This is a genomic window from Pseudomonas panipatensis (genome assembly GCF_900099785.1).
Classification (GTDB): Bacteria; Pseudomonadota; Gammaproteobacteria; order Pseudomonadales; family Pseudomonadaceae; genus Pseudomonas; species Pseudomonas panipatensis.
Window position 1 is genome coordinate 83,195 of the sequence record NZ_FNDS01000003.1, and the last position, 23,053, is coordinate 106,247.

The following is a 23,053-nucleotide window of genomic DNA, read 5'->3' on the forward strand; positions in this document are numbered from 1 at the left end:
GTGCGCAATGTTTTAAAAAACGCCCGTTTTCGCCCGCTTACTCTCAGGATCCCCACGACTTATGCCGTTGCAAATCTGCATTCTGGAAACCGACATCCTGCGTCCTGAACTGATCGACCAGTACACTGGCTATGGTCGGATGTTCGAGCAGCTGTTCGCCAAGCAACCGGTACCCGCCGAGTTCAAGGTGTACAACGTGGTGGAAGGGCACTACCCGCCGGACAGCGAGTACTACGATGCCTACCTGGTGACCGGAAGCAAGGCCGACTCCTTTGGCGACGATCCGTGGATCCAGACCCTCAAACGCTACCTGCTGGAACGCTACAAGCGTGGCGACAAGCTGCTCGGCATCTGCTTCGGGCACCAGTTGCTGGCCCTGTTGCTCGGCGGCAAGGCCGAGCGCGCCAGCCAGGGCTGGGGCGTGGGCACCCATGAGTACCGCATCGCCGAGCAGCCCGGCTGGATGCAGCCGTCGCTGGACCAGTTGACCCTGCTGGTCAGCCACCAGGACCAGGTCACCCACCTGCCTGAAAACGCCCGGGTGATCGCTTCCAGCGACTTCTGCCCGCACGCCGCCTACGCCATCGGCGACCAGGTGCTGTGCTTCCAGGGCCACCCGGAGTTCGTCAGCGATTACTCGCAGGCGATCCTCGACCTGCGCCGGGAAATCTTCAGCGAGCCGGTCTATCGCAGAGGCGTGGAGAGCCTGGCGCGTCCGCACCAGGGCACCACGGTGGCGGAGTGGATGATGCGCTTCGTCGAACTGGGCCGCAGCAAGGCTGCCTGACGCGCCGGCGCGCTCCTCGGCCAATGCCGCTCGTCCGAGCGGCATTGGCGTTTCTGGCGCGCTGCGCTTACAGCCAGTCGGCCTGCTTGAAGCTGATGTAGAGGCCGACGCAGCCGATGATCAGCAGCCCCATCACCAGAAAATAGCCGTAGTGCCAGTGCAGTTCCGGGATGTAGGCGAAGTTCATGCCGTAGATGCCGGCGACCGTGGTCGGCAAGCCGAGGATGGCCGCCCAGGCAGCGAACTTGCGCTGCACCACGCTCTGCCTCGACGACTCCAGCAGCAGGCCGACCTCGATGGTCTGGCTGGCGATGTCGCGCAGCGAGTTGAGGTCTTCCAGCAGACGGTTGACATGGATCGCCACGTCGCGGAAGTACGGGCGCATCTGCTTGTCGATGAAGGGGAAGTCCAGGCGTTGCAGCTCCTGGCAGATCTCCACCATGGGCGCGGCGTAATGCCGGAGTTTGAGCACCTCGCGGCGCAGGCCGTAGATGCGCTCGATTTCTTCCTGGCTCAGCGAGGCGCGCAGGGCCCGTTGTTCCAGCTCCTCGATCTCGCCGCGAATCGCCTCGACCACCGGTTCGTAATTGCCGACCACGAAGTCCAGCAACGCGTAGAGCACGAAATCAGTGCCGTGCGCCAGCAATAGCGGACGCGCTTCGCAACGCTGGCGTACCACCGCGTAGGACTGCGAGAAGCCATGGCGGGCGCTGATGATGTAGCCGATGCCGGCGAACAGGTGGGTTTCCACGAACAGCAGCCGGCGATCGGCGCGCACCGGCGAGTAGATGACGATGAACAGCGCGTCGCCGAAGGTTTCCAGTTTCGGCCGGCTGTGCTGTTCCAGGGCGTCGGCGATCGCCAGTTCGTGCAGGTTGAACTGGCGTTGCAGGTTGGTCAGCTCCTCCGGCGTCGGTTCCTGCAGGCCGGTCCAGACGAAATGCTCAGGCTGGCAGGCCCAGCGGTAGCCGTCCTCCAGGGGGATGTCGGCGACTTTCCTGCCCTTGCTGTAGACGGCGGAGGCGATCACTCGGCCCATGGCGGCGTTCTCCAGGCAGCTGGCGGCGGGCGGCCGCCGATGGCCGGCGGCGCGCTATCTGCACAGTATGGGCGCGCCGGCGCGGGCTGCCAGCGAGGGGCCTCAGGAGTGCGGGCGCAGCGATTGCTGCAGGAGCACCAGGGCGCTGGGCACCATGTCGTTGAAGCGATGGAACAGGCTGGCCTGGTCGACCGGGTCGTCCGGGACCTGGCGGGCGTCGTTGAAGCCGCCGGTCAGTGCCAGCAACACCAGGATGACGACGCTGTACAGGCCGATACTGGCCAGGGCGCCGTCGCGCAGGTAGCGGGAGGTCGGGCGATGCATGTGGGGGGCCGCGCTGCTGGGGAGATGGCCTAGTGTCTCCACGGGCCACGGGCCGGAATAACGATGTTCAGTGGTATCGACTATCAGCGGAATCGATGCATGCCAGGCGCGCGTTGCCTGGCGGCCATCCCCGTGTCCCTGTGCAGGGGCTTGATGCGCGTCAAGAGTCGCCGGGTGGGGGGGCGTAACGTGGAAGTCAGCGGCAACACCAGGGGGCGTTGCCAGGCTATCCCAATCAGCAAGGAACGACTCATGATTCGAGAAGTTGAAGGCGACATTCTGCTCAGCAAAGCTCAGGTCATTGCTCACGGTATCGCTCCGCAGGATCACTTCGATTCCGGCTTGGCCCTGTCCCTGCGCGAGCGCTGGCCGTCGATGGTTCGCGACTACCGCCATGCGGCCCATGCCGCCGCTCCGGAGCCGGGCAGCATCTGGGTGTGGTCGGGCGTCGACGCGGACGGCGGCACTCGCTGCATCGCCAATCTGCTGACCCAGGAAATGCAGGGTTCCGGGCGTAGCGCCAAACCGGCCAAGGCGACTTTGGAAAACGTCGGGCACTGTTTGCGCGAACTGGCGAAATACGTGCAGGGGGAAAACGTGCAGAGTCTCGCGTTGCCGTGCCTGGCCACCGGCGTCGGTGGTCTGGACTGGAAGGACGTGAAACCGCTGCTGGTCAAGCACCTCGGCGAGCTGGGTATTCCAGTGCTGATCTATTCCGTCTACCGCAAAGGCGTCGCTGCCGACGAGACGCTCGGCTGAGGCGCTGACTGCGGGCCCGCGCAACCGGCCGCAGGGCGGGGTTGCGCGTGGTAGGCCCTTTTGCATGCTGCCACCTCGATCTATCGCTTGCTGATCAGCCTTGGTGAGTGGCGCTGGCGGCGTCGATTTGCTGGCTGGCGGCGCGCGGGGCTTGTTGCTGCAGGGCGTTCTGGTTCTGCTGGACCATGCGGTTCTGCATCAGCGCCGACTCTTCGGCGAAGCTGGCTTGGGCGGCGAACAGGGTGGCAGTAGCGAGAACAGCGCTGGCAATGAGTTGCAGTTTCATGATGAACACCTATGGGTTGGTTGATTTCGGGTTCATCAATAGGTTATCGCGCAATAATTTTTGAAAAAGAGCGAAGCGGATTAATCAGTTTTGCCTTTTTTGTAACTATTGCCTGGTATGCCGGGCAGCGCCGCTGGTTTGGCGCGCGATTCGTGGAGGTTTTTCGTGGCGAGACGTCGCGTAGCTGCCGCCCTGTCATGCAAAAGCCCGGCACTCAGGCCGGGCTTTTGCATTCGTAACGCGGTCAGCCCAGGTGCTGTTTATCCAGCTCGATGGCCTTGTCCAGGGTTTCCAGCAGTTGCCGGCGGACCTTGAGCTTGGTATTGCGATGCGCGGTCATGTTCAGCTTCTTCAGTTGCTGCGCGGCGGCGCGGGCGGTATCGAGCAGCGCTTCCGGGGCCACCACCTTGTCGAGGAAGCCAGCGGCCGCGGCGTCCTGCGGGTTGAACATTTCGGCGTTGATCACCGAACGGTTGAACGCCGACTTGCGCAGGCGATCGCGTGCCAGTTCGATGCCGACATGGTGCATGGTCATGCCGATGGCCACTTCGTTCAGACCGATCTGGAAGGCACCATCGACGCCGATGCGGTAGTCGGCGGAGAGCAACAGGAAGGCGCCCTTGGCGACGGCGTGACCGGAACAGGCGACGATGATCGGAAAGGGATGGGCGAGCATGCGCCGGGCCAGGGTCGAGCCGGCGGCTACCAGGGCAATGGCGTTCTGCGGGCCGGAGGTCATCACCTTGAGGTCGTAGCCACCGGAGAGGATGCCCGGCTGGCCGGTGACTATCACGACCGCGCGATCCTGCTCGGCACGGTCCAGCGCCTGGTTGAAGGCCTCGATCACGGCGGGAGAAATGGCGTTCACCTTGCCGTTGTTGAGGGTCAGGGTGGCGATACCGTCGTCGAGTTGATAGCTGATCAGGTCGGTCATGGCAGGAACATCCTGGAAAAGGGCGTGGCGCAGAACATACTGATGGCCACCCCGACCGTAAAGCGCTCTGACCGACCGAGCGGTCAGCCGCGGAATTGCGATGAATTTCACTCTCCTGCCGGGCACAGGTCTTTTTTCCTCGCCCCGCGTGGAGGGATGCAGGGCCTGCTGTTAAGCTGCCAGCATTCCTTCATGTATCAATCTTTCAACAAGGATGTGATCCGCAGATGTCGAAACTCCTCAAGTGGGGCCTGCTTGCGATAGTGGCGATCGCCTTGATCATCAAGGTGTCGCTGTGGCTTTCCGTGCGCAGCATCGTCAACGATGCGGTGGCTCGCTTGTCGCCCATGGTGGAAATCACCTATGGCGGGATTTCTTCCTCCTTCGATGGGCGCGTGGGCCTGCAGAATCTGGTGATCCGGGTGCCGGCCGCCAGGGACAGCATCAAGGTCGCCCACGCCCAATTGAAGTTCAATGGCCTGCGCGAGCTGCTCAGCTTCAAAGAGCGCCTGGCCGACGGCAAGCTGCCGATGCAGATGGCGGTGCAACTGACCGGTGTCGAGCTGGAGGCCCATGGCCCCTTCATCAAGGCCATGTACGACGAGCCGGCCGAGAGCAGCGTGTTCACCGCCATGAGCGAAGTTGCCTGTGGCAACGTGCGCAATATCGGCTCCGACGAGTTGCTGCAGATGGGCTATCGCACCCTGGAGTCGGATATCGAATTCTCCTACCTGTTCGAGCCGGGCGCGCAGAAGCTGACCTTCAACATGCGTTCGGATACCCGCGGCATGCTCGACTCCAAGGTCAGCATGGCGCTGACCAATGTGTCCGAGCGGCCCGGCGACATGCGGGTCAACCCGCCGCGGGTCGCGCAGATCACCGTCGAGCTGGACGACAACCAGTATCAGCGTCGCGTCCAGGAGTTCTGCGCAGGCAAGCTTGGCGTCGACAAGGCTGCCTACCAGAAGCTGGCGGTGGAGCAGTTCGACAAGGTCTTGCGCAGTCAGCGCGTCGCGTTGGACAAGCCGCTGCTGGATGCCTACGGTCGGTATCTGGCCGACCCGCAGTCGCTGCGCCTGGAACTGACACCTTCCGAGGGCATGGCCTGGGGCGGCCTGCAATTCTTCGAGGCCAAGGACGTGGTGGGTATGTTGCGTCCGGTGGTGCTGGTCAATCAGCAGTCGGTGACACCCATCGGCTTCGCCTGGGTCGATCCGTTGAAGCAGAAAAACGCCCAAGCCGCTGAAGTGCACAGGATTTCCGCTGAAGAAACGGTTGAGTCGGCGACCAGAACACAGCAATATGAGTTCGTCAGTGTCGACAGCCTTCAGCAGCATACCGGCAAGCGCCTGCAGTTCATCACCTACGATGGCGCTTACTATCAGGGGGTGTTGCACAAGGTCGAGAACGGTCGGGCCTATATCACTGTCCAAATCGGGACTGGCTCGGCGGAGATGTTCCTCCGACTGAACAAGATCAACCAAGTACGGGTCATGCTGTGAGGGGCCCCAGAGGAGAGAGCAAGTGAGTGAGTCGTTGTCCATCCATCACGATGAGTCCAGCCACCAGTTCGTGACGACTGTTGATGGCCATCGCGCCTATCTGGCCTACATGGATCTGGGCAAGCAGACGCTGGACATTTACCGCACTTTCGTCCCCGACAGCCTGCGCGGCCGCGGCATCGCCGCCGCGCTCACCGAGCAGGCACTGCAGTACGCCGAGCGTGAGGGGTACAGCGTGATTCCTTCCTGCTCCTACGTCGAACGTTACCTGGAGCGTCGCCAGCGGCATACCGACCGCGCGCTCTGACCGAGGCTTGAATGAAAACGCCGGGCAATTGCCCGGCGTTTTCGTTACTGCAGAAAGTCAGCCGCGCGGGCGTTTCGGCAGTATGTCCTTGAGCTTGGCGTGCATGTTGCGAACGGCCTTCACGGTGGTGTCCCAGTCGATGCAGGCATCGGTGATGGAGACGCCGTATTGCAGTTGGCAGAGGTCTTTCGGGATCGGCTGGTTGCCCCAGCCCAGGTGGCTTTCCACCATCAGTCCGACGATCGAGTTGTTGCCTTCGACGATCTGATTGCTGACGTTGTCCATCACCAGCGGCTGCAGGGCCGGGTCCTTGTTGGAGTTGGCGTGGCTGCAGTCGACCATGATGTTCAGCGGAATCTTCGCCTTGGTCAGTTCCTGCTCGCAGAGGGCGACGCTGACCGAGTCATAGTTCGGCTTGCCGTTGCCGCCGCGCAGCACCACGTGACCGTAGCGGTTGCCCTTGGTGGTGACGATGGACACGCCGCCTTCCTGGTTGATGCCGAGGAAACGGTGCGGGCTGGACACGGACTGCAGGGCGTTGATGGCCACGGTCAGGCTGCCGTCGGTGCCGTTCTTGAAACCGACCGCCGAGGACAGGCCGGAGGCCATTTCGCGGTGGGTCTGGGATTCGGTGGTGCGCGCGCCAATTGCCGACCAGCTGATCAGGTCCTGCAGGTATTGCGGGGAGATCGGGTCGAGTGCCTCGGTGGCGGTGGGCAGGCCCATTTCGGCGAGGTCGCGCAGCAGTTGGCGGCCGATGTGCAGGCCATCCTGGATCTTGAAGGAGTCGTCCAGGTAGGGGTCGTTGATCAGGCCTTTCCAGCCGACCGTGGTGCGCGGCTTCTCGAAGTACACGCGCATCACCAGGAACAGGGTGTCGGAGACTTCGGCCGCCAGCGTCTTCAGGCGCTCGGCGTATTCGTGGGCGGCTTTGACATCGTGGATCGAGCAGGGGCCGATCACTACGAACAGGCGGTGGTCCTTGCCATCGAGGATGTCGCGGATGACCTGACGGCCATGGGCCACGGTGCGCAGGGCAGCATCGGTCAGGGGGATTTCGCGCTTGAGCTGCTCCGGCGTGATCAGGGTCTCGTTGGAGGCAACGTTAAGGTCGTCGATCTGTAAATCAGCCATCGTGGTACTCAATCAGGTCACGGGTGCCGGCCGCCAGGAACCCCCATGCGATGGGGCGCAGGCATTAGTGTCGCTACGGGGAACCCGAACCTTAACGTGTCAGGCGTTGGCTCGACAATGGGCAAGCGTGGGGAATCTGCCCGGATCACGGGCTGGGACGGTATTTTCCCGGCATCGACCTCACAGCGAGCAGAACAGTGGGAAGTCCGCGGCGTTGTGGGCGATCCATTCCAGGGCGGTGCTTTCGATCGGCTGCACTTCGCCCGACTCCAGTTCGCGCCGCCGGCGGTAGTGCTCGATCTGGCAGACCTGCTCCACCATGCGCGCACGGAACAGGGTGTCTTCGTCGATGAAGGCGATGCCTACCAGGTAGTCATCGGTCAGCTTGCGGCTCCAGGCGACCACGCCGGGATAGCGCGCGGCGTCGCCGAGCAGCGGAATGTGCAATTCGATCGATGTGCCACGGCGGAAGCCGCGCGGGGCGTTGCAGGCGACCCCGCCGAGGCTGATATTGTAGAGCCGCTGGCGGGGCAGGAAGGTCTGCTTGCGGATGATCAACTCAACCGGCAGATCGCACGGGTGGCGCAGGAATTGACGCATGACGGAATGCTCCGACTGCAATCTTTATGGTGTTGGCATCGAGGTGAGTATAGTGCCCTCTCTCGAACTGACCGACCTGGACGCCGATCACCGGCTTTTGCAGATGACCGGCGACTCGTTGCTGATCTTTACCGGCGAGGGCTGCTCCGCGTGCCGCTGGGCCCGTGCGCGCTTTCCGCTGATGGGCTTGCCGGTCGACCGCCTGTGCTGGGTCGATGCCGGACGCAATGGCGGCCTGGTCGAGCGCTACGAGGTCGTCCAGCTGCCGGCGCTGTTCCTGGTCCGTGACGGTGAATTCCATGGCCGGTTGCTCGCCCCCCTGCGCGCCGCAGCACTGGTCGATGCCCTGCGCGATGCCGCATCGCGCGTTCCCGAGGAGTTGCCTTAGATGAGTGGTTGCGCTGTACGCATCGGTGTCATCGGCACCGGCGCCATTGGAGGTTTTTACGGCCTGATGCTGGCACGCGCGGGATTCGACGTGCATTTCCTGCTGCGCAGCGAGTATGCCGCGGTGGCCGAGCGCGGCCTGCGCCTGAACAGCCAGGTGCATGGTGCGCTGAGCCTGGCGCCGGTGCAGGCTTACCGGGATGTCGCCGAGATGCCGCCGTGCGACTGGCTGCTGGTCGGGGCCAAGACCACCAGCAATGCCGAACTGGCGCCGCTGATCGCCCGTGCCGCCGCGCCCGGTGCCAAGGTCTTGCTGCTGCAGAACGGCCTGGCTGTGGAAGAACAATTGCGTCCGCTGCTGCCGGATTCCCTGCACCTGCTCGGCGGGCTCTGCTACATCTGTGTGCATCGTTCGGCGCCGGGGGTGATCGAGCACCAGGCCATGGGCATGCTCAACCTGGGCTACCACTCCGGTCCCGCGCCCGACGCCGCCGCCGGGCGGGCGCTGGCCGATGAAGGGGCCGCACTGTTCCGCGATGCCGGGCTGGACTCCAACGCCATGCCCGATCTGGAGCACGCGCGTTGGCAGAAGCTGGTCTGGAACATCCCCTACAACGGCCTGTCGGTGCTACTCGACAGCGGTACCCGGGGCCTGATGGACAACCCCGCCAGCCGCGCGCTGATCGCCGAATTGATGGACGAGGTGATGCTGGGGGCCGCAGCCTGCGGTCATGTGCTGCCGGCTGGCTATCCGGCGGCCATGCTCGAGGCGACCGATCGCATGGCCGACTACCTGCCGAGCATGTATCACGATTTCGCCCAGCACCGTCCGCTGGAGCTGCAGGCGATCTACGCTGCGCCGCTGGAGGCCGCGGCGCGCGCTGGCGCGCGCCTGCCGCGCATCGAGATGCTGCAGCGCGCACTAAGCTTCATCGACGCGCGCAATCAGGCGCGCTGATCCGCTCGAAGGAGGCCAGGCATGAGCAAGGGACTGGGCGACAAACTGGTGGTGGCGATTTCCTCGCGCGCGCTGTTCGATCTGCGCGATAGCCACCAGGTCTACGAGAGCGAGGGGGTCGAAGCCTACCGCCAGTACCAGATCGCCCATGAGGATGAAGTGCTGCCACCCGGCGATGCCTTCGCCCTGGTGCAGAAGCTGTTGGGCTTGAACGAGCTGCAGGGGCGGGCGATGGTCGAGGTGGTGCTGGTGTCGCGCAACAGTGCCGATACCGGCCTGCGGGTCTTCAACTCGATCCAGCAGCACGGCTTGGAAATATCCCGCGCGGCCTTCGTCGGCGGGCGGAGTCCTTACCCGTACCTGGCGGCGTTCGGTTGCCACCTGTTTCTTTCGACCCACGTGGAGGACGTGCGCAGCGCGCTGGAGAATGGTTTCGCCGCTGCCACCATCCTGTCCGGCGGCACCCGCCGTGACGCCGGAAGCGAACTGCGCTTCGCCTTCGATGGCGATGCCGTGCTGTTCTCCGACGAGGCTGAACGGGTGTTCCAGCAGGGCGGCCTGGAGGCCTTCCAGACCCGTGAACGCGAGTCCGCCCGCGAGCCCTTGGGTGGCGGTCCGTTCAAGCCCTTCCTGGCAGCCTTGAACCGCGTGCAGCGGGCATTCCCGCAAGAGTCCTGCCCGATCCGCACCGCGCTGGTCACCGCGCGCTCGGCGCCGGCCCACGAGCGGGTGATCCGCACCTTGCGCGAATGGGATATCCGCCTCGATGAGTCGCTGTTCCTCGGTGGCCTGGACAAGTCGGCCTTCCTCGAAGCGTACTGCGCCGACGTGTTCTTCGATGACCAGCCAGGGCACTGCGAACGCGCCAGGGAAGTGGTCGCCACTGGCCATGTACCGCATGGCGTGAGTAACGAGAACAAGGTTGCCGGTTAGCCAGGCCTGGCGGTTTTCGCGTGGCGCCCGTGATCCACGGCAGATACTGCTAATCTGCAGACTAGGCCTGCCGTCCAGGCAGTAGGAGGCCGCATGATCAGCTCCATCCTTTACGCCACCGATCTTGGCCTTTACGCGCCTTACGTTCTCCAGCATGCATTGTCTCTGGCCAGCGCTTACCACGCCGAGCTCTATGTGGTGCACGCCGTCGAGCCGATGGGCTTGTTCGCCGACTCGGTACTGCAGACCTATCTCGACACTGAGACCCTCGCTGAACTCCGTGCCACCGGCCTGAGCAATGTCATGGGCAGCATCGAGAAACGGGTCATGGAAGGTTTTCGCGACGAAATCGGCGAGATGCGCAAGGAAGCCGAGATGATTCGTTCGGTGCGCGTGCTGCAGGGAGACCCGCCGCTGGTGATCCTTGGTGAAGCGCAGCGTCTGGGGGTCGACCTGATCGTGGCTGGCAGTCACAGCCACGGCGACGGCATGAGCACCCCCTTGGGGCGGACGGCGGCGCGCGTGGTGCAGTTGGCCGAGGTTCCCGTCTATCTGGTGCCCATGCTGCAACATCGCGGCTGAGCTGAGCGGCGCCACCGAGCCGGATTGGCAACAGGCCGTGGAATCCCCGGGGATCGCGGGTCCGCCGCCGGGCGGCTCGGGGCCGGGCTTTAGACGAGCGGTATGCAGAACCCTAAAAAGCGTCTAACTTTATACCCTAATCCATTAATATGGTTATAAAACCATAAGCCCCCAGACGCGGGTGCGGCATCCATCTCGAGGAATCTCCATGAAGCTCCAGCAACTGCGCTATATCTGGGAAGTCGCGCACCACGACCTGAACGTCTCTGCCACCGCGCAAAGCCTGTATACCTCGCAGCCTGGCATCAGCAAGCAGATTCGCCTGCTGGAGGACGAGCTGGGCGTCGAGGTCTTCGCCCGTAGCGGCAAGCACCTGACCCGCGTGACCCCGGCCGGCGAGCGCATCATCAATACCGCCGGCGAAATCCTGCGCAAGGTGGAGAGCATCAAGCAGATCGCCCAGGAGTTCTCCAACGAGAAGAAGGGCACCCTGTCCATCGCCACCACCCATACCCAGGCGCGCTATGCCCTGCCCAACGTGATCAGCAGTTTCATCAAGCAATACCCGGACGTTTCCCTGCACATGCACCAGGGCACGCCCATGCAGATCGCCGAGATGGCGGCCGATGGTACCGTGGATTTCGCCATCGCCACCGAGGCCTTGGAGCTGTTCGGTGACCTGATCATGATGCCCTGCTACCGCTGGAACCGTTGCGTGATCGTTCCGCAAGGGCATCCGCTGGCCAAGGTGCCCAAGCTGACGCTGGAGCTGCTCGCCGAGCAGCCGATCGTGACCTATGTGTTCGGCTTTACCGGCCGCTCCAAACTGGACGAAGCCTTCAGCCAGCGCGGCCTGGTGCCCAAGGTGGTGTTCACCGCCGCCGACGCCGACGTGATCAAGACCTATGTGCGCCTGGGGCTGGGCGTCGGCATCGTGGCGCACATGGCAGTCGACCCGAAGCTGGACAGCGACCTGGTGATGCTCGATGCCAGCCACCTGTTCGAGTCCAGCGTGACCAAGATCGGCTTCCGCCGCGGGACCTTCCTGCGTGGCTTCATGTGCGATTTCATCGAGAAGTTCGCCCCGCACCTGACCCGCGAGCTGCTGGCCAAGGCCGTGCAGTGCCACAACAAGGCGGAACTCGACGAACTGTTCGAGGGGATCGAACTGCCGGTCTATTGATTCGTCCGCCGCACAGCAAAACGCCCGGCTTTGGCCGGGCGTTTGCGTTCATGCCTCAGGGGCGGATCCAGCCGCGCGCGATGGCTGGCGCCAGCGTGCGTCGGTAGAGGTTCTCCGCCAGGCTGGTCAGGGCCTGGCCACGGGTTTGCCAGACCAGCCAGATCAGGCTGTTGCTCAATGCCGCCACGGCCAGGGCGCCGAGCATGTCCAGCGGATAGTGGATGCCCAGATAGACCCGCGCATAGCCCATGATCAGGCCGATCACGGCGAACAGCGCGCCGGCCAGGACGGCGCCGTCGAACAGCAGGCTGATGGCGATGCCGGCGAATATGGTCAGGTGGTCGCTGGGGAAGGAGGCGTTGGCGGCATGCTGCAGCCACGCATGTCCCAGGCCAATGGCGAAGGGGCGCGGGTGCGGCCAGATCAGGCCGATGAACAGGCTGAGGAGCAAGGCCAGGGCGGTCACCGAGACCGCTCGCAACAGCATGCCGCGACCTTTGGGGTTGCCCCAGCACCACATCGCCAGCAACACCGCGGGCAGCAGGATCAGCGGAACCGAGGCGACGAGGCGCGCGATTTCCAACAGCCAGCCCGGCGTCGCGGGACCGGCGTTGATGGACAGGAACGCCTCACGGTTCAGGGTTTCCAGCAGGCTCGGGGAAGACGATAGGGTCATGGCGTTGGGCAAGGCTCGAATGGGTCGACCGGCGCGGGGTCCGGGAAAGCGCGCAGGTGACTCTAGGCGCTCGCAGATGAAGACGACATTAACCAGCAGTGAAAAATGTGTCGTCCGCGCAGATCAGAGACGGTCGAGATCGTCGCGTTGCGCCAGTTCGGCGAGCGCTTCCGGAGAGTCCGCGGGAGCGGGGCCGCGGCCTTCGAGAATTTCGTGGAGAAAGCTCATGAACAGGGTATAGACCTGCTCGTGGCCATCATCGTGACGGACGATGAAGAAGGGCGCGGTATCGACGCCGTAGTGCGCCGCGGCCATCCAGCCGGCGCTGCTGGGGTTGCGTTCATCGGCGACCAGGATGCGATCGATGCGGCCCAGGTAGCCGCCTTTCTCCAGGCGCCGATAGACGTCTTTGCACTTGCGGCAATCCTGGCCGTCGGCCAGGACTTTCTTCACCAGGGTGATGCGCATGGGGGCGTGCCTTGTCCGGGATTGCGGGGATTACCTTAAAGCCCTCGGGGCCGGCTGGGAATCTCCCGCGATTCCTCCGCGCGGGTCAGGCCTTGCCGATCAGGTTGCCGGCGTGCAGCCCGCATTCCTTCTGCGTGGCTTCTTCCCACCACCAACGGCCTTCGCGCTCGTGCTGGTTGGGCAGGACCGGGCGGGTGCAAGGCTCGCAGCCGATGCTGATGTAGCCCCGCTCATGCAGGCTGTTGTAGGGGATCTCGAGCATGCGGATGTAGGCCCAGACCTCGTCGCTGCTCATCGACGAGAGCGGGTTGAATTTGTACAGCGGCTTGTCCGGGGTGGAGAAGGCGCCGTCCAGTTCGACCACCGCCACCTGGCTGCGGGTGCCCGGACTCTGGTCGCGGCGCTGGCCGGTGGCCCAGGCGCGCACGGTGGACAGCTTGCGCTTGAGCGGCTCGATCTTGCGGATGCCGCAGCATTCGCCGTGGCCATCCTTGTAGAAGCTGAACAGGCCCTTCTCCTTGACCAGCGCTTCGAGCAGACGGGCGTCGGGGGAGAGCACTTCGATCGGAATGCCGTAGTGTTCGCGCACCTGCTCGATGAAACGGTAGGTTTCCGGATGCAGGCGGCCGGTATCCAGGCTGAACACCTTGACCTCTTTGTTCAGCTTCCAGGCCATGTCCAGCAGCACGACATCCTCGGCACCGCTGAAGGAAATCCACAAGTCATTGCCGAAGTGCTCGAAGGCGAGCTTGAGGATGTCCTGGGGGGACTTGTTGGCGTAGGTCGCGGCGACTTCAGCGATATCGAAGGGGTGGCTCATCAGGCGGCTTCCAGTGGTTATTGCGCAGTGCGCTCTAGGCCGTCGATCTTAGCAAAGGGGGAGATATGCCCCTAAATAACCAACAGGAAGGTCGACTGTGGCATTCGAGTATAAGCGCCGCGTTGCACCGACCGGAGCGAGTCGCTAGAGTGCCGCCTTCTGTCAAACCTGTGGGGAATTCGTTCGTGGAAATCGCCTGTCTCGACCTGGAAGGGGTACTGGTCCCGGAAATCTGGATCGCCTTCGCTGAAAAAACCGGTATCGAAGCGCTCAAGGCGACTACCCGCGATATCCCCGATTACGACGTGCTGATGAAGCAGCGGCTGCGCATTCTCGATGAGCACGGGCTGAAGCTCGGCGACATCCAGGAAGTGATCGCCACCCTCAAGCCGCTGGAGGGCGCGGTGGAGTTCGTCGACTGGCTGCGCGAGCGCTTCCAGGTGGTGATTCTCTCCGACACCTTCTACGAGTTCTCCCAGCCGCTGATGCGCCAACTGGGCTTCCCGACGCTGCTGTGCCACAAGCTGATCACCGACGAGACCGATCGCGTCGTCAGTTACCAACTGCGCCAGAAGGATCCGAAGCGCCAGTCGGTCATCGCCCTGAAGAGCCTCTACTACCGCGTCATCGCAGCCGGCGATTCCTACAACGACACCACCATGCTCGCCGAAGCCCATGCCGGCATCCTCTTCCATGCGCCGGAAAACGTGATTCGCGAGTTCCCGCAGTTCCCCGCCGTACACACCTACGAGGACCTCAAGCGCGAGTTCCTCAAGGCGTCCAGCCGTCAGCTCAGCCTCTGAGTCGCCGCTGAACGGAAAAGGCCCGCATCGAGCGGGCCTTTTTCATTCTCACGGACAGACTCGGCGCCTTCAGTCGCCAAGCCGTTCCAGGGTGCGCAGCAGAACGTCGACCTTGGTCAACGACTCTTCGTACTCTGCCTGCCAGTCGGAGTCGGCGACGATGCCGCCGCCGCCCCAGCAACTCACCTGGCCATCCTTCACCAGCAGGGTGCGGATGGTGATGGAGCTGTCCAGCTCGCCGCGCACGTCCAGGTAAAACAGGCTGCCGCAGTAGATGCTGCGCCGGGTCGGTTCCAGTTCATCGATGATCTGCATGGCGCGGATCTTGGGCGCGCCCGTGATCGAGCCGCCGGGGAAGCTGCCCAGCAGCAGGTCGAAGGCGTCCTTGTCCGGCGCCAGTTCGCCTGTGACGCTGCTCACCAGGTGGTGCACGTTGGGGTAGCTCTCCAGGGCGAACAGCTCCGGTACGCGCACCGAGCCGGGGCGACAGCTACGTCCGAGATCGTTGCGCAGCAGGTCGACGATCATCAGGTTTTCCGCTCTGTCCTTGGCGCTGGCCAGTAGCTCGCGGGCGTTGGCCTCGTCTTCCTGCGGGTTTCGCCCGCGCGGGCGCGTGCCCTTGATCGGGCGGGTTTCCACCTGCCGCCGGTGCATCTGGATGAAGCGCTCCGGTGACAGGCTGAGAATGGCGCCCTGCGGCAGGTTCAGGTAGCCGGAGAAAGGTGTCGGGCAGGCTCGGCGCAGGGCCTGGTAGGCCAGCCAGGGGGAGCCGCTGCAGGGGGCGCGAAAGCGCTGGGTGAAGTTCACCTGGTAGCAGTCGCCGGCGCGGATGTAGCCCTGCACGCGCTGCAGCGCCTGGCGGTATTGCTCCTTGCTGAGATCCGGCTGGAACCCCTGGTGCAGACGGAAGGGGGGCAGCGCGGGTGCCTGCGGCTCGCCATCGAACAGCGCGCAGAGGCGCAGGCGTTCGGCCTCCGCCAGTGCCGGGTGAAATACCAGTTGGCTGGTACGCCGCTGGTGGTCGCTGATCAATGCCCAGGCGTAGAGACCGACACGCGCTTCGGGAAGACCGAGGTCATCGTCACTCTGCTGCGGCAGTTGCTCGATGCGCCGCCCGAAATCGTAGCTCAGGTAGCCGATCATCCCGCCGACGAATGGCAGGTCTGGCGTCTCCGTCGTGTCGACCGCGCCGAGGCTCTGCAACGCACTGCGCAGGCGGGCGAAGAAATCCTTGGCCGATTCGTCGGCATCCGGTGCCAGTTCTGCCAATGGCCAGGCACTCATAAGGTCATAGCGTCCACGGCTGGCAAATGGCCTGCCGGCGTCCAGCAGGACTGCGCCAGGGGCCGCGCTGATGCTGGCGAAGCGTGCGCCGGGATCTTCTCGATAAGGCAGTGGGTGTACTTGATAGCGAGGCATAGGTGGGGCTCAGGAACCCGGGGCTGGGCTTACGGCGTGTCTGAAAAGTCGATGCTAGAGCGATTTCGTCAGTTTACGCAGGAAAAGCATTCTGATAAGACTTGGATTATCCCGCGGAAGCCATGCTCCGTACCACAACGATAATGAAATAGGGATATAGGCCGTGGACGTAGTGTTCCCAACCGCAGCCGGCAGCGTTCTGCGTCATCGCTCGACTCCTCCTCGAATGCCTGCCGATCATCTGCTCCGCCCCAGGGTCCAGTCCGCACTGGACCGATCTGCGCATTACCGCGTTCTCCTCTTCTCCGCGCCCGCCGGTTTCGGCAAGACTGGCGCGCTGGCCGCGCTGGCCGTTCAGCGCGAGCAGCAGGGCCATGCGGTGGTGTGGATATCCCTGGACTCCGCCGACGACGACCCCGGCCGCTTCTGCGCCAAACTGAGCGACGCCCTCGGCGCGGCGCTGCCTGGCGCGGGCGAGGATGCCGCCAGTTACTTGCAGAACACCTTGCGGGTGCCTGCCGTGGCGGTCATGGAAAGCTTGCTGATGGACCTGGCGCAGAGCGAGCGCCCGGTTCTACTGGTGCTGGACGATCTCGAGCGGATCAGCGACGCGGAGATCCACAGCGGGCTGAACCGTATGGTGCAGTACGCGCCACCGGGCCTGACCCTGGCCATCGGCAGCCGTTCCTCACCACCGCTCAACCTTGCCACCTGGCGCGCCAAGGGCCTGCTCCTGGAGGTCGGCCTGGAGGAACTGCGCCTGAGCGAGGAGCAGACCCGCGAGTACCTCAAGCGCGATGGCGTCGAACTCAGCGATGCCTGCCTGCAGGCACTGCATGCACAGACCGAGGGCTGGGTGCTCGGCGTGCAACTGCTGAGCCTGTGGCTGCGCCAGCAGCCCGGCGGGGTCCCGCAGGATCTGCAAGCCTTGCGCGGCGACCAGACGGCGGTGGGCGATTATCTGTTGCGCGCGGTGTTCCAGCGTCTGCCGCAGGATATCCGCGACACCCTGCTGTCACTCAGCGTCGCCAGCCGTCTGAATGGCGACTTGGCCAGTGCCCTGACCGGGCGCCAGGATGGCCAGGCGCTGCTGGCGCATCTGGACAGCCTGCAATTGTTCATCCTGCCGCTGGACCGCGAGCGCCAGTGGTATCGCTTTCACCAACTGTTCGCCGATTTCCTCCGGGCTCATTTGCGCGAACTCGACCCGGAGCGCTTCAAGCAACTGCACTTCAACGCCAGCCTGTGGTTCACCAATCACCATATGCCGACCCTGGCGATCGAGCATGCCTGCCTCGCCGAAGACCCGGAAATGCTCGCCGCGCTGGTCGATGGCTATGGCCTGGAGCTGATCAACCGTGGCCAGCTGTACCTGATCGCGCGCTGGCGCCGCCAGGTGCCCGACGAGATCGCCGAGCGTTATCCGATCCTGGTGCTGAGCGACGTCTGGGCTCGCGCCACCGAGCTGAGCCTGGCCGACGCCAACCGCCTGCTCGACGGGTTGCTGGCACGCTGGAGTGAGGGCAAACCCCAGGGCGCGATGGGCGATCAGTACCTCTCGGCGTTGGCGGTCAAGGCGGTGCTGGCGCTGCAGAAGGACGACCTGGAACAGTGCATTGCCCTGGCCCGGCGGGTGGAAAGCCAGCTCGGGCAGAACTCCGCGTTCCTCGAATGCGCCATCCTGCTGGTCGCCGCCTTCGCCCAGGTGATGCACGGCCAGGCCGAACAGGCGCGTCGGCTGATGGGGCTGGCGCAGCAGCGCAATCATTTCCTCGATGGCCGTTACCTGCACATGCAGTTGTCCACCATCGAAGTGATGCTGGCCCTGGAGCAAGGGCAGGTGAAGCAGGCGCAGATGCTGATCGGGCGCGTCAAGGAGCAGGCCGTGCCGCTGTTCGACCGGCGCTCCCAGGCGCTGGCGCTGCCGGCCATCAGCGAAAGCCTGACCGCCTACTACCGCATGGACCTGGACGGCCTCGAAGAGCGCCTGCGCTGGGCGCTGGGGCGCGTCGACCTGGTCAATCCGATCGACCTCTATGCCCAGGGCATGCAGTGCCTGGCGCGTATCCAGCGTTTGCAGGGGCGTGGCAAGGAAGCCCTGGCCACCCTCGGTCTGATGCAGGCCATGGCCTCGCGCAACCACTCCTGGCGCATCTTCGCCATGGCGCTGGGCGAGGAGATCAATCTGATCCTTCAGGAGCCCGCCGCCGACCGCTGCAAGCGCGCCGAGCAGCGCCTGAATGGCATCGACTGGCAGAAGCTCGCCGCGCACTACCGCCAGGGGCCCTTCAACCCGGTGCTCTGGGTGCGCGGCCTCAGCCGCGTGCGCGTGCTTCAGGCGCGCGGCCATTTCAGCGAGGCGCTGCATGAGATAACCCAGTTGCGCGGCCTGTTGCAGCCGGGCTGGCATGGCCTGCAGCGTCTGCGCCTGGACCTGCTGGCAGCGCTCAGCTACCAGCGGCTGGGCTATCAGGAGCGCGCCAACAGCCTGCTCGGCGAGTGCCTGGTCGGCGCCGAGCGGGAAGGGGTACGCAGCCTGTTCATCGAGGAGGGCGAAGCCATCCGCCTGCTGCTCCAGCAGTTGGAATCCACGGAGCGGCAGCCGGCGCTGCAGGTCTTCATCCGCGGTCTGCTCGGCGTCTGGCCGGGGCAGGAATCGCGCAAGGCGCAGGAGGTGCTCGAGGAAGGTCTGACCGACCGCGAGCGGGAAGTGGTGTGCCTGGCGGCCCAGGGGCTCTCCAACGAGGAGATCGGCCAGCAGCTATTGCTGGCCCTGGGCACCGTCAAATGGCACCTGCACAACATTTACGAGAAGCTCAAGGTGCGCAATCGGACCCAGGCGATTCGCCGCGCCCGCGAGCTGAGCCTGCTCTGACCATGACCACATTGAACGCTCCGCAGCCGCCCATGCCGCTGCTGCGAACCAAACTGTTCCCGCCACGCGCCGAAGGCGCGCCCTTGCTGCCACGGCGGGCGCTCATCGAGCGTCTGTCCGCCGCGCGCGAGCAGCGTGCGCTGATCCTCAGCGCCCCGGCGGGATTCGGTAAAAGCACGGTCCTCAGCCTGTTCCGCCGGCGCCTGCTGGAGAGCGGCGTCAAGGTCGCCTGGCTGTCCTGCGATGAGGGCGATAGCGAACCCCAGCGTCTGCTGCAGTACCTGGTGGCGAGCATCCGCAGCGTCGTCGATGGCTTTGGCGCCAATACCTCGAACCTGTTGCAGTCGGACATGAGCCTGCCGCTGGAAGGGCTGCTCGACGCCTTCCTCGCCGACCTGCGGCGAGTCGATGGGCTGCTCTACCTGTTTCTCGATGACTTCCACCAGATCCGCCATCCGGCCCTGACGCCGGCGGCGCGCTATCTGATCGAGCACCTGCCGGACAATGTCCGCCTGGTCGCCAGCACGCGCTACCGCCCGCGCTTCGTGATCGATGAGCCCGCGCTTTCGCCCTGGGCCTTCTGCCTGAACGGGGCCGACCTGCGTCTGAGCCGGGAGGAAACCGATACCTATCTGCTCGACCTCAAGGGCCTGGAGCTTAATGCCGCCGAGCTGAGCCTGTTGTACAAGCGCACCGAAGGCTGGATAACCGCCTTGCACCTGGCGGCCCTGGCGCTGGCCCGGCACAGCGACCGTGGCGCCTTCCTGCGCGGCTTGTCCGGCACCGAGCGGGACATCGCCGATTACCTCGCCGAAGACGTCCTCGCCAGCTTGCCGGCGCCGCTGCAGCAGTTCCTCGACCAGACTTCGGTGCTCGATGAATTCTGCGCCGAACTGTGCAACGCGCTCACCGGTCGCCGCGATGGCCTCGACATGCTGATGCGTTTGCAGAACGAGCAGTTGTTCATCATTCCGCTGGACGACCAGCGCGAGTGGTTCCGCTACCACCATCTGTTCGCCGAGTTCCTCCAGGGGCGACTGGCGCGGCGCGGCGATCCGGCGCCGTTGCTCACCGCCGCCGCGCGCTGGTGCGAAAGCCGCGACATGGCCGACCGCGCCGTGCGCTACGCGTTGCGCGCGCGTGACTATGCCTTCGCCGCCGACTTGCTGGAACGCCAGGGCGCCCGACTGATCGCCGGCAACCGCGTGTACAGCATCCTCGGCATGCTCGGCGGCATTCCGGCCGATGTCATTCGCGAGCATCCGGTGTTCCAGATCTTTTACGCCTGGCAGTTGGCCTTCGAGCAGAAGTTCGCCGAGGCCGAGGCGCTGATCGAAGAACTCAGCGCGCGTCTGTTGCTGGGGCAGGGCAAGGTGCGCAATTTCGCGCTGGCCGAGTTGTTGGCCGTGGCCCAGGTGCTCAAGGCCCTGGTGCTGCTCTACCAGGACAAACTCGAGGCCAGCCTGAAGGTGGCGCGGCAATGGCTGGCACTGGTGCCCGCCAATCAGCCGGTATTCCGTGCCAGCCTGGCCTGCATTCTCGCCGCCGCCCATGCCTTGCTCGGCAACTATGCCGAAGCGGCGGGCGCCATTGGCGTGGCCCGCGAGTGCCTGCGCATCGCCGACAGCGAGTACCTGCAAGTCGTGGCGAGCATGATCGAGGCGCTGATCTGCAAGGAGAGCGGCGAGCTGGAGCGTGGCCGGACCATCGCGGAAAGCGCGCGCAGCCGGGTCGAGCGGGTCTTCGGTCGGCGCAGCCGGGTCGGCGGTCCACTGTCCCTGGCGTATGCCGACATCCTTTACGAGCAGGACCGCCATGCCGCGATCCTGGCCGAGCTGCCGCTGGCGACCACCTGGCGTGACGTGGCCACCCCTGTGGAGTTGCTCAGCCGCGGCCAGCTGGTCATGGCCAAGGCGCGTTTCTTCGCCGGGGAAGCCGAGCAGGGCCTGGCCCAGCTAGACGAATGGCTGGCCGGTCTGCAGTCGCCGGGGTACGAGCGTGTCTATGCGCTGGCCATGAGCTGCAAGGTGCAGCTGCTGCTCTGGATGCGCCGCCCCAACGAGGCCGAGCGTGTCTGCCTGCAACTGGCGCGGCATCTGTCGGGGCTCTCCGCGGAGCGCTATGCCGATGCCCAGGCCGCCTTGGCGCTGGCCGAGGCGCGTCTGGCATTGTCCGAGCGGCACGCCGAAAAAGCCCAGCAGCGCCTGGAGGCGTGCCTGGCCGGGAATACCTCGCCGTATCAGCGCGACCGGCGTTTACGCCTGTCCTTGTTACTTTCTGTTGCGTATTGGCAGAAAGGTAACAGCGACAAGGCGTTCACGCTCTTTGCGCCAACGCTGGAGGAAGCCTGGAACCAGGGCTATCGCCGCTTGTTCCAGGACGATGCGCTCTGGCTGCTGCCCTTCTGGGACGCCTGGCGCGCCGCCGAGCCGAAACGTGCGGCGGCCTGGCAGGGGGTCGCCGAAATGCTTCGCGAGCAGTGCTGCCGATTGTCGGTCGACCCCGAAGGTTTCGATGAAAATCAGGATGTTAGCCATCGTGAGCGGGAAATCCTGCGGCTGGTCGCCGCGGGGCTTTCGAACCGCGATATCGCTCAGGCCGTGCATCTCTCCGAAGCCACCATCAAGTGGCACCTGCACAACCTGTTCGCCAAGCTCGGCGTGCGCAGTCGCACCCAGGCAGTGTTGAAGGGCAAGACCCTCGGATTGCTCAGCGAAGCCTGATCGCGGCGGGCGATCCGGCTCCATCCGTTGGATGGGCTGGCAGGTGGGGGGAGTCCCAGTAGCTTGAAAAACAGGAAGCGAAGCCTGGTGCTTCCCGAATCCACGCCCGTGGCACCCAGGGAAGCAACCACGGGCCTGGAGGGCCGGCCTGGCCGGCCAAGCTGCAGCGGAGCAGGACGCTCCCCGCAGTGCCTTGGGGCATTCCCACCTGAACACTGGAGAGAAACAACAATGAAAAAAATCAAGCAACTGGTTCTTGCAAGCGCTGTTCTGGCCGCTCCTTTCCTGGCTCATGCCGATCTGAAATCCATGGACGACAGCGCACTGGCTGGCGTGACCGGTCAGGACGGGATCAGCATCGCCGGTACCTTCACCGCTTCCATCGGCTCCGTGACTTACACCGACGGCGACACCAACGGTGGCTCCCTGGTCCTGGGGAACATCACCCTGCCGAGCCTGACCATCGACGAAAACAACCCGCTGAAGGTCGATGTGGTCGGCAGCTCCACCCTCACGGGCAGCGATGGCAAGCCGGTCCAGCAACTGCAACTGACCCTGCCGTCGATCACCGGCAGCGTCGGCGTCGGTTCCATCAAGGTCGGCAGCAACGGCGCCAGCATCGGTTCTCTGGCGATCAACGACCTGAACCTGGCCGGCTCCACCATCAAGGTCTGGGGGCACTGATCCCCGGCGTTTCGCCGTACCCGACTTCGCCGGCGCGCGCCGGCGAGGTCTTCCGCGTATTCGAGGAGTGGGGTGGATGTTCGAGATTCTGCTGGGAAGTCTGCTTGGCCTGTTCGGTTTCACCCAGACGGTGGACACCAAGCCGCAACCCCAGGGTACGGTCAACCTCTCTCAGCAGCTCACCCCCAACGGCCCCTTGCGCGAATCGGTGCAACTGGAGCCGATGAGCCAGGTGCAGTTCCGCAACGTCATCCGCCAGGCCTACGACTACAGCTGCGGTTCGGCGGCGTTGACCACCCTGCTGGACTACTACCTCGGGCGCAACCTCGAAGAGCGGCAGGTCATGGAAGGCCTGCTCAAGTACGGCGAGGCCGACAAGATCGTCCAGCGCCGCGGTTTCTCGCTGCTCGACATGAAGCGCTATGCCAGCGCGCTGGGCTACAAGAGCGGCGGTTTCCGCGCCGAGTTCGCTGACCTCGACGCGCTGCAGAACCCGGCCCTGGTGCCCATCCATTACGCCGGCTTCAAGCATTTCGTGGTGGTCCGCGATGTCTACAACGAGCATGTCTTCGTGGCCGATCCCGCCTTGGGCAACATCAGTTTCACCCGGGCTCACTTCGAGGAAATCTGGGACCAGAACGTGCTCTTCGTCATCTATCCCAGCGGCCAGGAGCCGAAGAACGCTCTGGCGCTGCGCGACCAGGACATGCGCCTGGTGGATGACCGCACGGTGAGCCTGCTGGCCTTCCGTGAGTTCCCGGAGATGAGCAAATTCAACAGTAACCAGATGATCGAGGCTGCTTCGAAAGGCGACGTGCAGTTCATTCGCAACAAGTGATCGTCGGGCCGTTCATAAGAATAAGACCAGGG

Annotated in this window: 25 protein-coding genes; 15 read left to right on the forward strand and 10 right to left on the reverse strand. The window is 64.4% G+C overall.

The genetic code is table 11. The annotated features are described in order from the left end of the window. Positions 1 to 61 precede the first annotated feature (61 nt). Positions 62 to 787: an amidotransferase gene (locus BLQ74_RS08255; RefSeq protein WP_090262080.1), complete on the forward strand. Its 726-nt coding sequence runs from the start codon at positions 62 to 64 to the stop codon at positions 785 to 787. A gap of 67 nt (positions 788 to 854) precedes the next feature. Here BLQ74_RS08255 and BLQ74_RS08260 read toward each other — a convergent pair whose 3' ends face one another. Both BLQ74_RS08260 and BLQ74_RS08265 read right to left on the reverse strand, forming a co-directional pair. Next, positions 855 to 1,826: a magnesium and cobalt transport protein CorA gene (locus BLQ74_RS08260; protein ID WP_090262081.1), complete on the reverse strand. Its 972-nt coding sequence runs from the start codon at positions 1,824 to 1,826 to the stop codon at positions 855 to 857. Positions 1,827 to 1,928: 102 nt separating this feature from the next. After that, positions 1,929 to 2,150, reverse strand: coding sequence for a hypothetical protein (locus tag BLQ74_RS08265; protein WP_090262082.1), 222 nt, complete (start codon positions 2,148 to 2,150; stop codon positions 1,929 to 1,931). A gap of 252 nt (positions 2,151 to 2,402) precedes the next feature. On the opposite strand from BLQ74_RS08265, the gene BLQ74_RS08270 reads away from it, so the two are divergent. After that, entirely contained in the window at positions 2,403 to 2,909 is a 507-nt protein-coding gene (locus BLQ74_RS08270) for a macro domain-containing protein (RefSeq protein WP_090262083.1), read from the forward strand. A 94-nt stretch (positions 2,910 to 3,003) separates the two neighbouring features. Here the strand turns inward: BLQ74_RS08270 and BLQ74_RS08275 are convergent, their stop codons facing one another. Beyond that, entirely contained in the window at positions 3,004 to 3,195 is a 192-nt protein-coding gene (locus BLQ74_RS08275) for a hypothetical protein (RefSeq protein WP_090262423.1), read from the reverse strand. A gap of 11 nt (positions 3,196 to 3,206) precedes the next feature. On the opposite strand from BLQ74_RS08275, the gene BLQ74_RS26970 reads away from it, so the two are divergent. Next, positions 3,207 to 3,434: a hypothetical protein gene (locus tag BLQ74_RS26970; RefSeq protein ID WP_139199044.1), complete on the forward strand. Its 228-nt coding sequence runs from the start codon at positions 3,207 to 3,209 to the stop codon at positions 3,432 to 3,434. Positions 3,435 to 3,439: 5 nt separating this feature from the next. Here BLQ74_RS26970 and BLQ74_RS08280 read toward each other — a convergent pair whose 3' ends face one another. Continuing rightward, positions 3,440 to 4,129 (reverse strand): crotonase/enoyl-CoA hydratase family protein, encoded by a 690-nt coding sequence (locus BLQ74_RS08280; RefSeq protein WP_090262084.1) that lies wholly within the window; start codon positions 4,127 to 4,129, stop codon positions 3,440 to 3,442. Between the two features lie 227 nt (positions 4,130 to 4,356). Here BLQ74_RS08280 and BLQ74_RS08285 point away from each other — a divergent pair, with 227 nt between their 5' ends. Both BLQ74_RS08285 and BLQ74_RS08290 read left to right on the forward strand, forming a co-directional pair. Next, positions 4,357 to 5,631 carry a hypothetical protein gene (locus tag BLQ74_RS08285; protein WP_090262085.1) on the forward strand — a complete coding sequence of 425 codons (1,275 nt, stop codon included), beginning with the start codon at positions 4,357 to 4,359 and terminating at the stop codon, positions 5,629 to 5,631. Positions 5,632 to 5,653: 22 nt separating this feature from the next. After that, positions 5,654 to 5,938 (forward strand): GNAT family N-acetyltransferase, encoded by a 285-nt coding sequence (locus BLQ74_RS08290; protein ID WP_090262086.1) that lies wholly within the window; start codon positions 5,654 to 5,656, stop codon positions 5,936 to 5,938. 57 nt (positions 5,939 to 5,995) lie between these two features. On the opposite strand, the gene BLQ74_RS08295 is transcribed toward BLQ74_RS08290, so the two are convergent. After that, positions 5,996 to 7,072 (reverse strand): 3-deoxy-7-phosphoheptulonate synthase, encoded by a 1,077-nt coding sequence (locus BLQ74_RS08295; protein ID WP_090262087.1) that lies wholly within the window; start codon positions 7,070 to 7,072, stop codon positions 5,996 to 5,998. A gap of 180 nt (positions 7,073 to 7,252) precedes the next feature. Beyond that, a complete protein-coding gene (locus BLQ74_RS08300; RefSeq protein ID WP_090262088.1) occupies positions 7,253 to 7,672 on the reverse strand; it encodes a PilZ domain-containing protein in 420 nt (139 codons plus the stop codon). Between BLQ74_RS08300 and BLQ74_RS08305 the strand changes: the two genes are divergently transcribed. The 5 genes from BLQ74_RS08305 to cysB all read left to right on the forward strand — a co-directional run bounded on the left by BLQ74_RS08305 (position 7,671) and on the right by cysB (position 11,715). Continuing rightward, positions 7,671 to 8,060 carry a YbbN family protein gene (locus BLQ74_RS08305; RefSeq protein WP_090262089.1) on the forward strand — a complete coding sequence of 130 codons (390 nt, stop codon included), beginning with the start codon at positions 7,671 to 7,673 and terminating at the stop codon, positions 8,058 to 8,060. The genes BLQ74_RS08300 and BLQ74_RS08305 overlap by 2 nt on opposite strands. Beyond that, positions 8,061 to 9,017: a putative 2-dehydropantoate 2-reductase gene (locus BLQ74_RS08310; protein WP_090262090.1), complete on the forward strand. Its 957-nt coding sequence runs from the start codon at positions 8,061 to 8,063 to the stop codon at positions 9,015 to 9,017. It abuts the gene before it with no gap. 21 nt (positions 9,018 to 9,038) lie between these two features. Next, complete coding sequence (locus BLQ74_RS08315; RefSeq protein ID WP_090262091.1) at positions 9,039 to 9,950, forward strand: 5'-nucleotidase; 912 nt, start codon at positions 9,039 to 9,041, stop codon at positions 9,948 to 9,950. A 93-nt stretch (positions 9,951 to 10,043) separates the two neighbouring features. Beyond that, complete coding sequence (locus BLQ74_RS08320; protein ID WP_090262092.1) at positions 10,044 to 10,532, forward strand: universal stress protein; 489 nt, start codon at positions 10,044 to 10,046, stop codon at positions 10,530 to 10,532. A gap of 208 nt (positions 10,533 to 10,740) precedes the next feature. Continuing rightward, a complete protein-coding gene (cysB, locus tag BLQ74_RS08325) occupies positions 10,741 to 11,715 on the forward strand; it encodes an HTH-type transcriptional regulator CysB (protein ID WP_090262093.1) in 975 nt (324 codons plus the stop codon). A gap of 55 nt (positions 11,716 to 11,770) precedes the next feature. On the opposite strand, the gene BLQ74_RS08330 is transcribed toward cysB, so the two are convergent. The 3 genes from BLQ74_RS08330 to BLQ74_RS08340 form a co-directional block, all read right to left on the reverse strand. Continuing rightward, on the reverse strand, positions 11,771 to 12,391 hold the full coding sequence (locus BLQ74_RS08330) for a phosphatase PAP2 family protein (RefSeq protein WP_090262094.1): 621 nt from the start codon (positions 12,389 to 12,391) through the stop codon (positions 11,771 to 11,773). 123 nt (positions 12,392 to 12,514) lie between these two features. After that, positions 12,515 to 12,859 carry a hypothetical protein gene (locus tag BLQ74_RS08335; protein ID WP_090262095.1) on the reverse strand — a complete coding sequence of 115 codons (345 nt, stop codon included), beginning with the start codon at positions 12,857 to 12,859 and terminating at the stop codon, positions 12,515 to 12,517. Between the two features lie 85 nt (positions 12,860 to 12,944). Next, a complete protein-coding gene (locus BLQ74_RS08340; RefSeq protein WP_090262096.1) occupies positions 12,945 to 13,679 on the reverse strand; it encodes a phosphoadenylyl-sulfate reductase in 735 nt (244 codons plus the stop codon). Positions 13,680 to 13,864: 185 nt separating this feature from the next. Here BLQ74_RS08340 and thrH point away from each other — a divergent pair, with 185 nt between their 5' ends. Next, positions 13,865 to 14,482 carry a bifunctional phosphoserine phosphatase/homoserine phosphotransferase ThrH gene (thrH, locus tag BLQ74_RS08345; protein ID WP_090262097.1) on the forward strand — a complete coding sequence of 206 codons (618 nt, stop codon included), beginning with the start codon at positions 13,865 to 13,867 and terminating at the stop codon, positions 14,480 to 14,482. 69 nt (positions 14,483 to 14,551) lie between these two features. Here thrH and pabB read toward each other — a convergent pair whose 3' ends face one another. Beyond that, on the reverse strand, positions 14,552 to 15,901 hold the full coding sequence (gene pabB / locus BLQ74_RS08350; RefSeq protein ID WP_090262098.1) for an aminodeoxychorismate synthase component I: 1,350 nt from the start codon (positions 15,899 to 15,901) through the stop codon (positions 14,552 to 14,554). A 163-nt stretch (positions 15,902 to 16,064) separates the two neighbouring features. Here pabB and BLQ74_RS08355 point away from each other — a divergent pair, with 163 nt between their 5' ends. The 4 genes from BLQ74_RS08355 to BLQ74_RS08370 all read left to right on the forward strand — a co-directional run bounded on the left by BLQ74_RS08355 (position 16,065) and on the right by BLQ74_RS08370 (position 23,021). Further along, positions 16,065 to 18,776 carry a winged helix-turn-helix domain-containing protein gene (locus BLQ74_RS08355; protein ID WP_425287484.1) on the forward strand — a complete coding sequence of 904 codons (2,712 nt, stop codon included), beginning with the start codon at positions 16,065 to 16,067 and terminating at the stop codon, positions 18,774 to 18,776. A gap of 2 nt (positions 18,777 to 18,778) precedes the next feature. Continuing rightward, positions 18,779 to 21,499, forward strand: coding sequence for a helix-turn-helix transcriptional regulator (locus BLQ74_RS08360; RefSeq protein ID WP_090262100.1), 2,721 nt, complete (start codon positions 18,779 to 18,781; stop codon positions 21,497 to 21,499). Positions 21,500 to 21,730: 231 nt separating this feature from the next. After that, positions 21,731 to 22,183 carry a DUF6160 family protein gene (locus tag BLQ74_RS08365; protein WP_090262101.1) on the forward strand — a complete coding sequence of 151 codons (453 nt, stop codon included), beginning with the start codon at positions 21,731 to 21,733 and terminating at the stop codon, positions 22,181 to 22,183. Between the two features lie 76 nt (positions 22,184 to 22,259). Next, on the forward strand, positions 22,260 to 23,021 hold the full coding sequence (locus BLQ74_RS08370; protein WP_090262102.1) for a C39 family peptidase: 762 nt from the start codon (positions 22,260 to 22,262) through the stop codon (positions 23,019 to 23,021). Positions 23,022 to 23,053 lie beyond the last annotated feature (32 nt).

Bases quoted from the DNA above. Each gene is read 5' to 3' on its own strand.
- BLQ74_RS08255 (WP_090262080.1), top strand. From the start codon at position 62: ATGCCGTTGCAAATCTGCATTCTGGAAACCGACATCCTGCGTCCTGAA.
- BLQ74_RS08260 (WP_090262081.1), bottom strand. From the start codon at position 1,826: ATGGGCCGAGTGATCGCCTCCGCCGTCTACAGCAAGGGCAGGAAAGTC.
- BLQ74_RS08265 (WP_090262082.1), bottom strand. From the start codon at position 2,150: ATGCATCGCCCGACCTCCCGCTACCTGCGCGACGGCGCCCTGGCCAGT.
- BLQ74_RS08270 (WP_090262083.1), top strand. From the start codon at position 2,403: ATGATTCGAGAAGTTGAAGGCGACATTCTGCTCAGCAAAGCTCAGGTC.
- BLQ74_RS08275 (WP_090262423.1), bottom strand. From the start codon at position 3,195: ATGAAACTGCAACTCATTGCCAGCGCTGTTCTCGCTACTGCCACCCTG.
- BLQ74_RS26970 (WP_139199044.1), top strand. From the start codon at position 3,207: ATGGGTTGGTTGATTTCGGGTTCATCAATAGGTTATCGCGCAATAATT.
- BLQ74_RS08280 (WP_090262084.1), bottom strand. From the start codon at position 4,129: ATGACCGACCTGATCAGCTATCAACTCGACGACGGTATCGCCACCCTG.
- BLQ74_RS08285 (WP_090262085.1), top strand. From the start codon at position 4,357: ATGTCGAAACTCCTCAAGTGGGGCCTGCTTGCGATAGTGGCGATCGCC.
- BLQ74_RS08295 (WP_090262087.1), bottom strand. From the start codon at position 7,072: ATGGCTGATTTACAGATCGACGACCTTAACGTTGCCTCCAACGAGACC.
- BLQ74_RS08305 (WP_090262089.1), top strand. From the start codon at position 7,671: ATGACGGAATGCTCCGACTGCAATCTTTATGGTGTTGGCATCGAGGTG.
- BLQ74_RS08300 (WP_090262088.1), bottom strand. From the start codon at position 7,672: ATGCGTCAATTCCTGCGCCACCCGTGCGATCTGCCGGTTGAGTTGATC.
- BLQ74_RS08310 (WP_090262090.1), top strand. From the start codon at position 8,061: ATGAGTGGTTGCGCTGTACGCATCGGTGTCATCGGCACCGGCGCCATT.
- BLQ74_RS08315 (WP_090262091.1), top strand. From the start codon at position 9,039: ATGAGCAAGGGACTGGGCGACAAACTGGTGGTGGCGATTTCCTCGCGC.
- BLQ74_RS08320 (WP_090262092.1), top strand. From the start codon at position 10,044: ATGATCAGCTCCATCCTTTACGCCACCGATCTTGGCCTTTACGCGCCT.
- cysB (WP_090262093.1), top strand. From the start codon at position 10,741: ATGAAGCTCCAGCAACTGCGCTATATCTGGGAAGTCGCGCACCACGAC.
- BLQ74_RS08330 (WP_090262094.1), bottom strand. From the start codon at position 12,391: ATGACCCTATCGTCTTCCCCGAGCCTGCTGGAAACCCTGAACCGTGAG.
- BLQ74_RS08335 (WP_090262095.1), bottom strand. From the start codon at position 12,859: ATGCGCATCACCCTGGTGAAGAAAGTCCTGGCCGACGGCCAGGATTGC.
- BLQ74_RS08340 (WP_090262096.1), bottom strand. From the start codon at position 13,679: ATGAGCCACCCCTTCGATATCGCTGAAGTCGCCGCGACCTACGCCAAC.
- pabB (WP_090262098.1), bottom strand. From the start codon at position 15,901: ATGCCTCGCTATCAAGTACACCCACTGCCTTATCGAGAAGATCCCGGC.
- BLQ74_RS08360 (WP_090262100.1), top strand. From the start codon at position 18,779: ATGACCACATTGAACGCTCCGCAGCCGCCCATGCCGCTGCTGCGAACC.
- BLQ74_RS08365 (WP_090262101.1), top strand. From the start codon at position 21,731: ATGAAAAAAATCAAGCAACTGGTTCTTGCAAGCGCTGTTCTGGCCGCT.
- BLQ74_RS08370 (WP_090262102.1), top strand. From the start codon at position 22,260: ATGTTCGAGATTCTGCTGGGAAGTCTGCTTGGCCTGTTCGGTTTCACC.